This window comes from Actinoplanes sp. CA-051413, assembly GCF_050955795.1.
In the GTDB taxonomy this organism is placed as follows: Bacteria; Actinomycetota; Actinomycetes; order Mycobacteriales; family Micromonosporaceae; genus Actinoplanes.
The window spans coordinates 6,667,758-6,682,262 of sequence record NZ_CP192100.1 but is presented as its reverse complement, the minus strand read 5'-3'; the positions used below and the strand labels follow the sequence as shown (position 1 = coordinate 6,682,262).

The 14,505-nt window shown below is 70.4% G+C and carries 11 protein-coding genes; 9 read left to right on the top strand and 2 right to left on the bottom strand.

Features of this window, described 5'->3' with window-relative positions:
- Window positions 1-9 precede the first annotated feature (9 nt).
- From mmsA to ACQP2Y_RS31465, 5 genes are all read left to right on the top strand, one after another.
- Window positions 10-1,557, top strand: a complete 1,548-nt coding sequence (mmsA, locus tag ACQP2Y_RS31485) for a multiple monosaccharide ABC transporter ATP-binding protein (protein ID WP_433718938.1) — start codon at window positions 10-12, stop codon at window positions 1,555-1,557.
- Window positions 1,554-2,849, top strand: a complete 1,296-nt coding sequence (gene mmsB / locus ACQP2Y_RS31480; protein ID WP_433718935.1) for a multiple monosaccharide ABC transporter permease — start codon at window positions 1,554-1,556, stop codon at window positions 2,847-2,849. Before mmsA ends, mmsB begins: the two co-directional genes overlap by 4 nt.
- Window positions 2,850-2,905: 56 nt before the next feature.
- Window positions 2,906-4,006, top strand: a complete 1,101-nt coding sequence (locus ACQP2Y_RS31475; protein ID WP_433718932.1) for a substrate-binding domain-containing protein — start codon at window positions 2,906-2,908, stop codon at window positions 4,004-4,006.
- 156 nt (window positions 4,007-4,162) lie between these two features.
- The gene (locus ACQP2Y_RS31470) at window positions 4,163-5,359 is read left to right on the top strand and encodes an ROK family protein (protein WP_433732155.1); all 1,197 of its coding nucleotides are present in this window, start codon (window positions 4,163-4,165) and stop codon (window positions 5,357-5,359) included.
- 42 nt (window positions 5,360-5,401) lie between these two features.
- Window positions 5,402-5,806 carry a hypothetical protein gene (locus ACQP2Y_RS31465; protein ID WP_433718930.1) on the top strand — a complete coding sequence of 135 codons (405 nt, stop codon included), beginning with the start codon at window positions 5,402-5,404 and terminating at the stop codon, window positions 5,804-5,806.
- Between the two features lie 46 nt (window positions 5,807-5,852).
- Here the strand turns inward: ACQP2Y_RS31465 and ACQP2Y_RS31460 are convergent, their stop codons facing one another.
- On the bottom strand, window positions 5,853-6,476 hold the full coding sequence (locus ACQP2Y_RS31460; protein WP_433718929.1) for an HAAS signaling domain-containing protein: 624 nt from the start codon (window positions 6,474-6,476) through the stop codon (window positions 5,853-5,855).
- A gap of 282 nt (window positions 6,477-6,758) precedes the next feature.
- Here ACQP2Y_RS31460 and ACQP2Y_RS31455 point away from each other — a divergent pair, with 282 nt between their 5' ends.
- From ACQP2Y_RS31455 to ACQP2Y_RS31440, 4 genes are all read left to right on the top strand, one after another.
- Window positions 6,759-9,062 (top strand): EAL domain-containing protein, encoded by a 2,304-nt coding sequence (locus ACQP2Y_RS31455; protein WP_433718926.1) that lies wholly within the window; start codon window positions 6,759-6,761, stop codon window positions 9,060-9,062.
- Between the two features lie 363 nt (window positions 9,063-9,425).
- On the top strand, window positions 9,426-10,346 hold the full coding sequence (locus tag ACQP2Y_RS31450; protein WP_433718923.1) for a sugar phosphate isomerase/epimerase family protein: 921 nt from the start codon (window positions 9,426-9,428) through the stop codon (window positions 10,344-10,346).
- A gap of 12 nt (window positions 10,347-10,358) precedes the next feature.
- Window positions 10,359-12,446: a PQQ-dependent sugar dehydrogenase gene (locus tag ACQP2Y_RS31445; RefSeq protein WP_433718920.1), complete on the top strand. Its 2,088-nt coding sequence runs from the start codon at window positions 10,359-10,361 to the stop codon at window positions 12,444-12,446.
- Window positions 12,447-12,540: 94 nt separating this feature from the next.
- Window positions 12,541-13,308, top strand: a complete 768-nt coding sequence (locus ACQP2Y_RS31440) for a hypothetical protein (protein WP_433718918.1) — start codon at window positions 12,541-12,543, stop codon at window positions 13,306-13,308.
- Between the two features lie 55 nt (window positions 13,309-13,363).
- On the opposite strand, the gene ACQP2Y_RS31435 is transcribed toward ACQP2Y_RS31440, so the two are convergent.
- Complete coding sequence (locus ACQP2Y_RS31435) at window positions 13,364-14,500, bottom strand: ABC transporter substrate-binding protein (RefSeq protein WP_433718916.1); 1,137 nt, start codon at window positions 14,498-14,500, stop codon at window positions 13,364-13,366.
- Between the last annotated feature and the right edge of the window lie 5 nt (window positions 14,501-14,505).

Genomic DNA, 14,505 nt, shown 5'->3' with positions numbered 1-14,505 from the left:
GTGCGAGCGATGAGCGACGCGCCGATCCTCCTGGAGATGCGTTCCATCACCAAGGAGTTCCCCGGAGTCAAGGCCCTCGCCGACGTCAACCTGGTCGTGCGGGCCGGCGAGATCCACGCCATCTGCGGCGAGAACGGTGCCGGCAAGTCCACGCTGATGAAGGTGCTCAGCGGGGTCTACCCGTACGGCACGTACGACGGTGACATCGTTTACCAAGGGACGCAGACCCGCTTCTCGGACATCCGGGCCAGCGAGCACGCGGGCATCGTGATCATCCACCAGGAGCTCGCCCTCATCCCCGAGCTCTCGATCACCGAGAACATCTTCCTGGGCAACGAGCCCCGCCGGCGCGGCGCGATCGACTGGAAGTCCGCCCAGCGTCAGGCCCGTGAGCTGCTGGCCCGGGTCGGGCTGCGCGAGGACCCGGACACCCTGATCAAGGACATCGGCGTCGGCAAGCAGCAGCTGGTGGAGATCGCCAAGGCGTTCGCCAAGGACGTCAAGCTGCTCATCCTGGACGAGCCCACGGCCGCGCTGAACGAGGCGGACTCCCGGCACCTGCTGGACCTGCTGCGCGGCTTCCGGGAGCGCGGCATCACCTCGATCATGATCTCGCACAAGCTCAACGAGATCGAGGCCATCGCCGACCAGATCACCATCCTGCGCGACGGCCGGACGGTCGAGACGCTGGACGTCAAGGCCGACGGCGTCGACGAGGACCGGATCGTGCGGGGCATGGTCGGCCGCGAGCTCAGCAGCCGCTTCCCGGACCACACGCCGAAGATCGGCGAGGTGTTCTTCGAGGTGCGCAACTGGAACGTGCGGCACCCGATCTCGGCCGAGCGCCAGGTCTGCAAGAACGAGAACTTCGTGGTGCGCCGCGGCGAGATCGTCGGCTTCGCCGGCCTGATGGGCGCCGGCCGCACCGAGCTCGCGATGAGCGTGTTCGGCCGCTCCTACGGTGTCTGGGAGTCCGGCACGATCATCAAGGACGGCCAGGAGATCGTCCTCAAGTCGGTGGCGGACGCGATCGCCCACGGGCTCGCGTACGTCAGCGAGGACCGCAAGGCGATCGGCCTCAACCTGCTCGACGACATCAAGACGTCGACGGTGGCGGCCAAGCTGTCCAAGATCACCAAGCGCGGCGTCCTCGACGAGGTGGCCGAGTACAAGGCCGCCGAGTCCTACCGCAAGGAGCTGCGGACCAAGGCGCCCTCGGTCGACGAGGGTGTCTCCAAGCTCTCCGGCGGCAACCAGCAGAAGGTCGTCCTGGCGAAGTGGATGTTCACGGACCCCGACCTGCTGATCCTCGACGAGCCCACCCGCGGCATCGACGTGGGCGCGAAGTACGAGATCTACGGCATCATCCAGCGGCTCGCCGACCAGGGTAAGGGCGTCATCGTCATCTCCTCGGAGCTGCCCGAGCTGATCGGGCTCTGCGACCGCATCTACACCGTGTTCGAAGGCCAGATCACGGGCGACATCCCCCGCCAGGACGCGGATCCGGAGACCCTCATGAAGCAGATGACCTCGACGAAGAAGATGCAGACCCGATGAGCCGATTCAAGGACCTTCAGAAGAACCTCTTCGGAGGTACCACCTCCAACGCCCGCCAGTTCGGCATGATCTTCACCCTGGTGGCGATCGTCCTGCTGTTCCAGTTCCTGACGGACGGGCTGACGCTGCGGTCGGACAACCTGATCGCCCTGTTCCAGCAGAACTCCTACATCCTGATCCTGGCCATCGGCATGCTGATGGTGATCGTGGCCGGGCACATCGACCTGTCGGTCGGCTCGATCGCCGCGTTCGCCGGCATCCTGGTCGCCAAGTCCATGACGGAGTGGGACCTGCCCTGGCCGCTGGCCATCCTGTTCGGCCTCGTCATCGGCGCGGCGATCGGTGCCTGGCAGGGCTTCTGGGTGGCCTACATCGGCGTGCCCGCGTTCATCGTCACGCTGGCCGGCATGCTGATCTTCCGCGGCGGCAACCAGTTCATCGGCAACGCCAACACCATCCCGGTGCCCGAGGGCTTCCGGGTGATCGGTTCGGGCTTCCTGCCCGAGGTGGGGCCGAACACCGGTTACAACAACCTCACCCTGCTGCTGGGCCTGGCCGCCTGTCTCGCGGTGGTCTGGCGTGAGGTGCAGGCGCGGCGTACCCGGCACGAGATGGACGCCGACGCCGGCCCGCTGTGGGTCTCGATCCTGCGGATCGCCGTCATGGTCGGTGTGCTCGCCTTCGTGGCGCTGCGCTTCGCCAGCGGCCGGGTGGGCACCAGCTTCCCGGTCTCCGGCATCATCCTGGTCGCGCTGGTCATCCTGTACTCGTTCTACACCCGCAACACCGCCGGCGGCCGGCACATCTACGCGGTCGGCGGCAACTCGCGCGCCGCGGAGCTGTCCGGCGTCAAGCTCAAGCGGGTCAACTTCTTCGTCATGATGAACATGTCCGTGCTCGCCTCGCTGGCCGGCATGATCTTCGTGGCCCGTTCGGCGGCCTCCGGCCCGCAGGACGGCAACGGCTGGGAACTGGACGCGATCGCCGCGGTCTTCATCGGTGGTGCGGCCGTGGCCGGCGGTATCGGCACGATCAGCGGCTCCATCGTGGGCGGTCTGGTCATGGCCGTGCTCAACAACGGCCTCCAGCTGCAGGGCGTCGGCACCGACCGGGTCCAGATCATCAAGGGCCTGGTCCTGCTGCTCGCGGTCGCACTGGATGTCTACAACAAGAGCCAGGGGCGCTTCTCGGTCATCGGGAGCATCATGCGGCCCTTCCGCCGGGAGGCATCCGCCCCGCCGGCAACGTCGGAAGCGGGCCGCGAGCCCGCCAAGACATCGGTGGCCGGCTGACGGCCACCGAACCCCCTCTCACCCGTATCACCTCTGAAGAAGGGCACTTCCCCCCAATGCGTACATTCTTTGCCAAGACGGTGGCCATCGGCGCCATCTCGATGCTGGCCCTGACGGCCTGCGGCGGCGGCCGTGACGAGGAGTCCGGCTCGGACGCCCCGGCCAAGGGCTTCGCGGCCAACTCCCTCATCGGTGTGGCCCTGCCGGCCAAGACCTCGGAGAACTGGGTTCTCGCCGGTGACCTGTTCACCAACGGCCTGAAGGAGGCCGGCTTCCAGAGCGACGTGCAGTACGCCGGCGCGTCCACCACGGTGGCCGACCAGCAGGCCCAGATCACCGCCATGGTGACCAAGGGTGCCAAGGTCATCGTCATCGGCGCGACCGACGCCGCGCAGCTGTCGACCCAGGTCGCCGCGGCGCACCAGGCCGGCGCGAAGGTCATCGCGTACGACCGCCTGATCACCAACACGCCGGACCTCGACTACTACGTCGCGTTCGACAACTTCAAGGTCGGCCAGCTCCAGGGCCAGGCCCTGCTGGACGGCATGAAGGCGAAGAAGGCGACCGGCCCGTGGACCATCGAGCTGTTCTCCGGCTCGCCGGACGACAACAACGCCGGTGTCTTCTTCAACGGTGCGATGGACGTCCTCAAGCCGGCCATCGAGAAGGGCGACGTCGTCGTCGGCTCGAAGCAGACCGACGTCAAGCAGACCGCCATCCAGGGCTGGAAGGCCGAGGGTGCGCAGGCCCGCATGGACCAGCTGCTGACCTCGACCTACGGCAGCAAGGAGCTGGACGGCGTCCTCTCCCCGAACGACACGCTGGGCCGCGCGATCATCACCTCGATCAAGAGCGCCGGCAAGAAGGTCCCGGTCGTCACCGGTCAGGACTCCGAGGTCGAGTCGATCAAGTCGATCATGGCCGGCGAGCAGTACATGACGATCAACAAGGACACCCGCACGCTGGTCAAGGAGACCATCAACATGGTCAAGGCCCTGCAGGCCGGTAACGCCCCGCAGGTCAACGACCAGAAGTCCTACAACAACGGCAGCAAGGTCGTCGACACCTTCCTGCTCCCGCCGGTCGCCGTGACCAAGGCCAACGCGGCCGAGGCGTACGCGAACGACCCGAAGCTCGCCCCGCTCACCAAGGCGTGACGGCTCGGTAGTACCTGACGGCCCTTGGGTCCCCGGAGTCCGTCTCCGGGGACCCTTCGTCGTCCTCGATACTGACAAAACGGACGATCGGGAGGAGGCTGGACTGTGGCGACACCCGTACGGTCCAAGCCGTCCGGCCCGGGGCGCCCCGCGGAGCTGCCGCTGCCGGCCGCGCCCGGGGCCAGCCAGGAGGAGATCCGCCGGCAGAACCTCGGCGCGGTGCTGCGCTTCGTCCACGTGCACGGCCCCACCTCCCGGGCCGAGCTCACCGGCCGGCTCGGGCTCAACCGCAGCACCATCGGCGCGCTCGCCGCCGACCTGGCCGCGGCCGGCCTGGTCACCGAGGAGGCCGAAGCCCCCACGGTCGCCCGCCGCGCCGGCCGGCCGTCGCTGGTCGTCAGCCCCCGCTCGGGCCGGGTCTACACGTACGCGCTCAGCATCGAGGCCGACCGGCTGCGCGCGGCCCGCGTCGGGCTCGGCGGCCGGATCCTCGACCTGCGGGAGATCGCCCGTCCGCCCGGCATGCCGGTGCTCGACGCCGTCGCGCCGCTGGCCGGCTTCCTCCGCGCGATGCGGGACTCGGCCGCGTCCGGCGCCCTGCCCCCGATCGGCGGGGCCGTCGCGGTGGCCGACACGAGCCGCGACGCCGAGGGCCGGATCCGGATCGGCGCCACCGATGAGCGGCTCGGTGCCGCCCTGGACGAGGCGCTGCCGGCCGGCCCGGGCTTCGTCGCCGGGGACATGGCCGACATCGCCGCGCTCGCCGAACACGTCCGGGGCGTGGCCGCGGGCATCAACGACCTGATCTACCTGCACGGTGATCTCGGGGTCAGCGCCGGCATCATCACCGGCGGCCGGCTGGTCGCCGGGCACCGCGGGCACGGCGGCAAGGTCGGTCACATGGTGGTCAACCCGCACGGGCTGCGCTGCGGCTGCGGCTCCCGCGGCTGCTGGGAGACCGAGGTCGGGGAGAACGCGCTGCTGCGCCACGCCGGCCGCGCGCCGGGGGACCGGGCTGCCGTCCTCGAGGTGCTGGGGTCGGCGGCCGGCGGCGAGCCGGTGGCCCGCGCGGCGGTCCGCCAGGTCGCGGACTGGCTCGGCTTCGGGGTGGCCAACCTGGTCAACGTGGTCAACCCGGACCTGGTGGTCTTCGGCGGCTCACTGCGCGAGGTGTACGCGGCCGGCGCCGGCGAGGTCCGCCGCCGCCTGGACGCGATGGCTCTGCCGGCCTCCCGCGAACACGTGCAGCTGCGCGCCGCGACCCTGGGCCGCAACGCCGCCCTGATCGGTGCGGCCGAGCTCGCCTTCGAGCAGCTGCTGGCCGACCCGCTGGGCGCCGGGGTTGCGGGCTAGGGGCAGACTGGGCCCGGTAACGGGCGACGAAGGCGGCTGCAGATGACCGAAACACCGGCTGGCGCTGCCACCCTGCGCTGGGTCGCCACGCTGGCCTGGCTGCTGCCGCCGCTGTTCGAGCTGCCGCTGCTCGCCGGGCTGTGTTCCGGCATCCCGGAGGTCGGCCGGGCCGCCGTCTTCGGCATCCCGGCCACCCGGGTGGCGGTGCTGTTCGCCCTGCTCGCCGCGCTGGCCGGGTTCGTGGCCGTGGTGCGCGGCGCGACCGGGCTGACCCGGGCGGCCGTCGCGGGGGCGCTGTCGATCGCCGCCGGCATCGTGGCCGCCCTGGCCGCGGGCTTCCTCTTCGACGGGGAGTTCCCGCTGATCGCGCTGCTCCCCGCCCACTCCGCGCTGGCGCTGGCCGTGCTCGCCCGCGCCACCCTGCGCGAGCCCGCCGACTCCCAGTAGCGCCGGCGCGCCGCCAGGCCGGGCAGCAGCGACAGTGCGCCGACTTCTAGTACCGGCGGCGTGCCGCCAGGCCGGGCAGCAGCGACAGCCCGGCGATGATGGCGCCGGCGACCATCCCCAGGTAGGCCAGCAGCACCGCCGCCTCGCCTCCGCCGAAGGCGGCCGCCCCGATCACCAGCACGAAGCCGAGCAGCACCGGCAGCCCGGCCAGCACCCAGGCGGCGGTCTTCTGCGCCGGGCTCCACCGCGGCGAGCCGGACACCAGCATCAGCCCGGCCAGCGGACTGATCACCGGCAGCACCACCGAGCCCGCCGTGAGCAGGGCGATCCCCGCGTACTCGGGTCCCGCAGAGGCGGTCGCGGCCGGTGGCGGCAGCGGGGCGGCCATGACCGGCCGGCGCAGGTGGGCCGGCATCCGGCCGCGGCGGGCCGCGGCCGCGAGCGCCTCCGGCGGGCCCAGCCGGTGCAGGATGTGCCGCGGGTCCTCCAAAGGATCGGCCACCGAGGTACGCCGCATCGCGATGTAGTCCGCGACGGTGGTCATCAGCTCGTCACGCAGCTCGGGGGCGAGGTCCTCACTTTCTCCCCAGAGCGCGGCCAGGTAGTCCAGGACGAGGACGTCCGTGTGCGCCAGCGGCGTGGTGTCGTAGTGGTGCGGTACGGACGTCATCCGGATCCCCCTGAGCAGAGTGCGACAGTGCAGTCAGCATCGCGGCGGCCCACCCCGGCGCACATCTGGCCGGGGACTGATACCCCGGCCGGCTCTCTGTCTTTCGGCCGATCCGGTCCCGCCGTGGTGCTCAGGGCCGGTCCGGGGCGATGGTCCGTTTCGCGGATGGCCCGCGGGCCGTTGGTACGGCAGCCTGGTCCGGTGGACCACGGCGATCTTGTGCGCGATCCCGGTCAGCCCGGTTTTGCTACATCCGAGCCGTTCAGCGCCGATGCTTTCAGCATGGCCGAGGACACCCGCGCACCCGCACGCTACGTGTGGATCACCGCTGCCCTCGCCGTCGCCAGCTGGCTGTGGTTCCTGCTGTTCAGCACCGTGGGCGCCGGGCACGTGGCGATCGCGTACCTGGCGGTGCCGCTGGGTGGCTTTTTCGCGGTGATCGGGCTGTTCCAGCTCTGGCGCACCGTACGCGGCGACCGCACGGCCAGCCGCTTCTGGCTCACTCTGCTCGTCGCTGCCTCGTTCATGACCGTCGGTTACGTGCTGATGGCCGTCAACGCCGCTCTGTACTCGGTCGGCGACATGCCGCCGGACATGACGCTGTCCGCCGCCGGCTGTGTCGGGCTGGGCTTCGCGCTGGCCATGTGGGCCGTCGCCCGGGTCCCGGTGGGCGCGATGGATCCCGCCGAGCGCTGGCGCATGCACCTGGACCGGCTCGTCGCCTTCCTGGGCTGCGCGACGGTGCTGTGGCACTTCGGGCTCGCCCCCATGCTGACGGCCACCGAGCGCTGGGCGCCGCAGACTCTGTCCCTGGTCGGGCTGGCGTTCCTGCTGACCGTCGGCGGCATCACCAAGGTGTCGTACCTCGGTGACGGCCCGGTCGACCGGACGGCGATGCGGCTGGTCGCGGCCATGGGCCTGACCGCCGCCGGGGTGGCCGTTCTCGCCACCACATTCGGTAACGCCGGTGGGGTGCCGTCGCAGGCCGTGGTGCTGCCCGTCGCGCCGGTGCTGCTCACTCTGGCCGTACGCGCGCAGGCCCGGGCCACGCTCAGCGGTCGCCGGGTGTCGCGCCGGTCCTCGCCGCTGCTGCCGTACCTGGCCATCGCGGCCGCGGACCTGCCGCTGATCGCCGTGGCCGCCGGGCCGCTGCAGTGGCCCGGCCGGGTCTCGCTGATCGCCGCCGTGCTGGTCAGCGTCCTGGTCACGGCCCGGCAGTTCGTGGCCTTCCGGGACAACAAGCGGCTGCTCAACGACATCCGTGGCCAGGAGGTCCGGCTGCAGCACGAGGTCAGCCACGACAGCCTGACCGGGCTGGCCAACCGGGCCCGGTTCCGCGGTGTGCTGCATGCCGCGCTGGTCAACGAGGCGTCCGCGACCGTGCTGCTGGTCGACCTGGACGATTTCAAGACGGTCAACGACTCGCTCGGCCACGACGTCGGTGACCGCCTGCTGGTCGCGGTGGCCGACGTGCTGCGCGAGCAGTGCGGGGCCGACGGGCTGCCGGTGCGCATCGGCGGCGACGAGTTCGCCGTGCTGCTCACCGGCGGCACCACGGTGGGGGAGACCGTCGCTCAGCGGGTGCTGGACGCGCTGAGCCGGCCGATCAGCGAGCACCGGCTGCTGGTGCAGGCCAGCATCGGCATCGCGACCGCGGCGCCGGGCGCGACGCTGGACAGCGTGCTGCGCGACGCCGACGTCGCCATGTACGCCGCCAAGGACCACGGCAAGGCCGGCTACGTGCGCTATGTGCCGGGCATGGAGGAGCCGATCCTGGCCCACATCCAGCTCGGCGGTGAGCTGCGCCGGGGCCTGGACGAGGGCGAGTTCCGGGTGGTCTACCAGCCGGTGGTCGCGCTGGCCGACGGCAAGATCGTCGGGGTGGAGGCGCTGGTGCGCTGGGACCATCCGGTGCGCGGCCCGGTGTCGCCGGTCGAGTTCATCCCGGTCGCCGAGCGCACCGGCCTGATCGTCGAGCTGGGCCGGTTCGTGCTGCGCGAGACGTGCCGGCAGATGGCGGCCTGGCTGGCCGAATTCGGCCCGGACGCGTTGCAGAAGCCGGGCGTCAACGTCTCGGCGCGCCAGCTGCACGATCCCGACTTCGTCAGCGACGTGCTGGCCGCGCTGGCCGATTACGGCCTGCCCACCGACCGCCTGGTGCTGGAGCTGACCGAGTCCGCGGTGCTGCGCGGCAGCCAGGTGTCGCGCACCCTGCACGAGCTCGACCGGCTCGGCGTGGCGCTCGCCCTGGACGACTTCGGCACCGGCGAGTCGTCGCTGAGCCTGCTGCGCTCGTTCCCGGCGGCGATCGTCAAGCTGGATAAGTCCTTCGTGGACGGCATCGAGATCGAGGACGCCGAGGCCGGTGGCCGCGACGCCCGCCAGGCGGTCGCCCGCGCGGTCATCCAGCTGGCCAACGCGCTGGGCCTGGACACGGTGGCCGAGGGCATCGAGAACGAGGCCCAGGCCGAGCAGCTGCGCTTGCTGGGTTACACCCTGGGCCAGGGCTACCACCTGGCCCGCCCGATGCCCGCCGAGGAGTTCACCCGGCTGCTCGCCGCGCAGCGTCGCGCCGTCACGGCCTGACGTATACCGCTTGTCCCGCGCGGCCGGGCCGGGCACGGTGGGGATGTGACCGTCCACAACCACCGATCAGTAGTCGGTGAGCTGGGCGAAGGCCTTCGGAACGGGCGATGTCCGGCCTGTCCACATCGTCTGATCCACGGCTTTGGCGGGCACTTATCGCGTGTCGCAGCCAAACTTTTGAATATTTCGAAGATTCTTTTCGCCACTTGAGCGAAACAAACCATTAACATCAGCAAGCGAACGACTTCGATGCAACAAAAGTGCTCCGACGTGGCGCAGGGCTCCCCGAGAGCCGCCGTCCGAGCGGCCGATGCCGTGCGCCCACGTCATTCCCGCACCACCTACCGGGAGGCAGTGCAAGCGATGCAGAACGAGTCCACCGTCAGCCGCCGTCATCTTCTGGGCGCCGCCGCGGCCGGTGCCGCCGTGGTCGGCAGCTCCGCCGTCCTGGCCGCACCGGCCGAGGCGTCCAAGGGCGGCCGCCGGCTCGCCCGGGTGCCGCGCGACAAGATCAGCGTGCAGCTCTACACCCTGCGCAACCAGCTCGCCATCGACCTGGACGCCAGCCTGGCCGAGCTGGCCGAGATCGGCTACACCCGGGTCGAGCACGCCGGCTTCGTCGGCCGCACGGCCGCCCAGTTCCGCGCCGCCCTGGACGCCGCCGGGCTGCGCGCGACCTCCGGGCACGTCGGCATCCCGCAACCGTTCAACGCCTCGACCTGGCAGGCCGCGCTCGAGGACGCCCAGATCGTCGGCAACAAGTACATCGTGCACCCGTACTTCGGCACCGACGCCAACGGGCCGATCCGCGACGGCTCCGTCTACAAAGCCTTCGCCCGGGACCTGAACAAGGCCGGTGCGCTCGCCCGCAAGGCCGGGCTCAGCTTCGGCTACCACAACCACCACAACGAGTTCCTGCCGCAGGACGGCGGCAAGCGCACCGGCTTCGACATCCTGACCCGCGAGACCGATCCCGGGCTGGTGCACTTCGAGGTCGACCTGTACTGGGCCTGGCGGGGTGCGAACGACCCGGTGGACCTGATCCACGAGAACCGGGGGCGGATCCGCCAGGTGCACGTCAAGGACATGGCGGTCTCCAGCGGCTTCGAGGACCCCGGCGCCGGCCTGATCGACTTCGGCCGCATCTTCGAGCACTCCCGCGAGGCGGGCCTGGTCGAGTACATCGTGGAACGTGACGACGCGGGCAGCCCGCCGCGTACCCCCGCCGACGCGCTGACCACCGCGGAGGTCGGCTTCCGTTACCTCGACAACCTCCGGTTCTGAGGGGACTGCTCTATGAAGAAGCGATTGCTGACTGCCGTACCGGTGCTGGCTCTGCTCACGACGGCCCTGACCGTCCCGTCCGGACCCGCCGCCGCGCGGGCCGCGGCCGAGCCGCCGGCCGACGCGAACTTCCAGAAGGTCACCCTAGACGACTTCCCCGGCGAGCCGATCGCGCTGGCCGTGCTGCCGGACCGCCGGGTGCTGCACACCGCGCGCACCGGTGAGGTACGCATCAACGACCCGAAGAGCGGGCGCAACATCCTGGCCGCCAAGATCCCCGTCTACATGCACGACGAGGAGGGTGTGCAGGGCGTCGCGATCGACCCGAACTTCAAGCAGAACAAGTGGGTCTACATCTACTACTCGCCGCGGCTGAACACGCCGATGGACGACCCGGCGACGCCCGCCGTCAACGAGGGCGACGCGCCGGAGAACGGCACCGCCGCCGACTTCGCGCCGTACAAGGGTGTGATGCGGCTGTCGCGGTTCAAGCTCAACGGCAACACGCTGGCGCTGCCCAGCGAGCAGAAGATCATGGAGGTCGGCACCGACCGGGGCATCTGCTGCCACGTCGGCGGCAAGATCGACTTCGACAGCAAGGGCAACCTGTACCTGTCCACGGGTGACGACACCAACCCGTTCGCCTCCGACGGCTACACGCCGATCGACGAGCGGGCCGACCGCAACCCGGCCTTCGACGCGCAGCGCACCGCCGGCAACACCAACGATCTGCGCGGCAAGCTGCTGCGGATCAAGGTCGGCGCCAACGGCAGCTACACCATCCCGAAGGGCAACCTGTTCAAGCCGGGCACCGCGTACACCCGCCCGGAGATCTATGCGATGGGCCTGCGCAACCCGTTCCGCTTCGCGGTCGACAAGAAGACCGACGTCGCGTACGTCGGTGACTACTCGCCGGACGCGAACAGCCCCAACCCCGCGCGCGGCCCGGCCGGGCACGGCCGCTGGATGGCCGTCGACAAGCCCGCCAACTACGGCTGGCCGTACTGCGTCGCGCCCGACATGCCGTACGTCGACTTCGACTTCGCCACCCGGACCTCCGGCCAGCCGTTCAACTGCGCCGCGCCGGTCAACGACTCGCCCAACAACACCGGTAAGCGCAAGCTGCCGCCGGTGCAGAAGGCGGAGGTCATCTACACGTACGCGGCCTCGACGGAGTTCCCGGAGCTGGGCACGGGCGGCATCGGCCCGATGGGCGGCCCGGCGTACGACTTCGACGCCAAGAACAAGTCGGCGACCAAGTGGCCGAAGTACTACGACGGCAAGCCGCTGTTCTACGAGTGGACCCGCGACTACGTGCAGGAGTTCACGCTCGGCGCGGACAACGAGGTCACCGCGATCCGTGAGGTGCTGCCGTCGGTCATCTTCGACAACCCGATGGACCTGGAGTTCGGCCCGGACGGCTCGCTGTACGTGCTCGAGTACGGCGACGGCTACTTCTCCGAGAACCCGGAGGCGCAGCTGGCCCGCATCGACTACGTCCGCGGCAACCGCACCCCGCTGCCGAAGATCACGGCCACGCCGGTCCGCGGTGAGGCGCCGCTGACGGTGACCTTCTCCAGCGCCGGCACCACCGATCCCGACGGCGACAGCCTGCGTTACGCCTGGGACTTCAACGCCGACGGCATCGTCGACTCCCGGGCCCCGAACGCGGTCTACACGTTCACCGAGAACGGCAACTACCGGCCGACGCTGAAGGTGACCGACCCGACCGGCCGCTGGGCGTCCGCGGAGGTGCTGCTCCCGGTGGGCACGGCAGCCCCGCAGGTCACCCTGACCACCACGCCGAACCCGGACCAGCCGTTCGCCTTCGGTGACACGGTGAGCTACCAGGTCACCGTGGTGGACGACCAGCCGGTCGACTGCTCGAAGGTCACCGTGACCTTCATCCTGGGCCACGACCAGCACGGTCACCCGCTGTCCACGGCGACCGGCTGCAGCGGCTCGATCCAGACGTTCCTCGACCCGGGTCACGCCGGTGCGGAGAACCTGAACGCGGTGTTCGTGGCGTCGTACACGGACTCCGGCACCCCGCCGCAGACCGGGACGGACGAGGTCGTCCTCGACCCGACCGAGAGCTGACGTAACCAGCGACCGAGGTCACCGCCGTCACCCACGGCGGTGACCTCGGCCGTTCCGCCCGCATCACGGCCCCGATTGCGCCACCCTGGTAGGCGTGGGGGTGCACCTGGAGCAATGGTGGGCGCAGTTCCTCGAAGCGTCCGACCGTTTCGACGCCGCCTACCTGGTCGAGGGGCTCAGCGACCTGGTCGGCCCGTACATCAAGGCTCCGCTGCTGCGCCGCGAGGTCAAGATCGCCGCGGACGCGGTGGTCCGACAGCTGGAGCGCCCGGCGAGCGCCGAACGCGCCGAGCACGGCCGGGAGGCCGCCGAACGGCTGTCCCGCACCCTGGACCGGATCCGGGAACGCGCGACCGGAGCCGCGATCGCCACGGAAGAGGCGGCGATCGTCGACCTGGCCCTGCGCGGCGAGTACGCGGCGGCGGCCGCCGCAGCCGAGACCCTGGTGGACGAGAAGAAGCTGTACCGCCTGTTCGTCACGGCGCTGCGCCTGGAACGCTTCGACATCCCGATGACCCTGCGCCTGCTGGAGGGCGGCCAGACCCCGCGCGAGGCGATCCGCTCGGGCCACCTGATCGGCAAGTACAGCTGGTGGCCGTCCTGGCTGCTGCGCATCGTCACGGAACGGGCCCTGGCCGGCACCCTCGACGAGCAGACCATCGCGGCGCTGGACAAGTGCGCGTACGCGGAGCTGACCCCGCTGCAGGCGAACCTGGCCCGCAAGCTGCTGGGCGGCAACGAGGCCCTGATCAGCACGGCGGCCCACCGCCTGACCACCCTGGGCGAGACCGACGCGGCGGAACGCCTCCGCGAAGGCGACATCGCGGCGGTGGCGTTCGCGGCCCGGCTGAGTACCCAGTAGAGCGCGAACAGGCCCGGCCGTCTGGTGACGGCCGGGCCCGGGGGAGTGGCAGCGGCTACGCGCCGCCGGCAGTCAGGGTCACCGTCTGCGGCTGGAAGCCCGCCCCGTTGATGTCCACGCCGGCCGCCTTGGCCTGGTCCTGCGCCTGCTTGATGTAGTCGTTGGTGAAGGCCAGGCCTTCCGGCTGCTTGGTCAGCACCGTGTCGCCGGTCTGGTTCTTCGTGGTCAGGGACAGGTCGACCGTCTGCTTCCAGTCAGCCTCGTTGATCGTGCCGACCCCACCGGTCGCCGGCCAGACCAGCTTGTTCACCTCGTTCATCTGCCAGAGCTGGTGGCTCTTGCCGAGCTTGGAGCCCTTGGCCACCACCAGGTCGCGGCACTTCTCGGCGTTGTCGCGGCAGTACGCCCAGCCCTTGATCGTGCCGGCCAGGAACTTCACCGTCTGCTGCTGGTACGCCGGGTCGCTGAGCTTGTCCGTGTTGGCCCACACCGCGTCCTGCAGCATCGACGAGCCTTCGGTCTTCCAGTCGAGGATGGCGAAGTCCTCGGGCGTGTAGAGCTTGCCGGTCGCCGGATTCGTCGCCTCCAGCAGCTGGGCGTACTCGTTGTAGCTCATCGCCTGGGCGGCGTCGATCTCCTTCTTGAGCAGCGCCTGCATGTCGAACTGCTGCTGCACCAGGGTGACGTCCTTGCCCGGGTCGATCCCGGCCTTGGTCATGCCGGCGAACAGCTCGAACTCGTTGCCGAAGCCCCAGTTGCCGACCTTCTTGCCCTTGAGGTCGGCGGCCTTGGTGATGCCGCTGTCCTTCCAGGCCACCTGGTACGTGCCGGAGCGGGCGAAGATCTGCCCGACGTCGGTGATGCCGGCGCCCTGCTCACGCGACGCCAGCGCCTTGGGGACCCAGGCCACCGCGTAGTCGGCCTTGCCCTGGGCCAGCACGGTCTGCGGCACGATGTCGACGCCGCCTTCGAGCAGTTGCACGTCGAGGCCCTGCTCCTGGTAGAAGCCCTGGTCCACGGCGGCGATGTAGCCGGCGAACTGGGCCTGGTAGAACCACTGCAGCTGCAGCTTGATCGGGGTCGGGGCGCCGCCGCTGGCGCCCGGGGTCGTCGTCGTGGGGGTGTCGGCGGTGCCGCAGGCGCTCAGCGTGAGCACGGCGGCGATGAGGGTGGCGAACAAGGGACGACGCACACGAA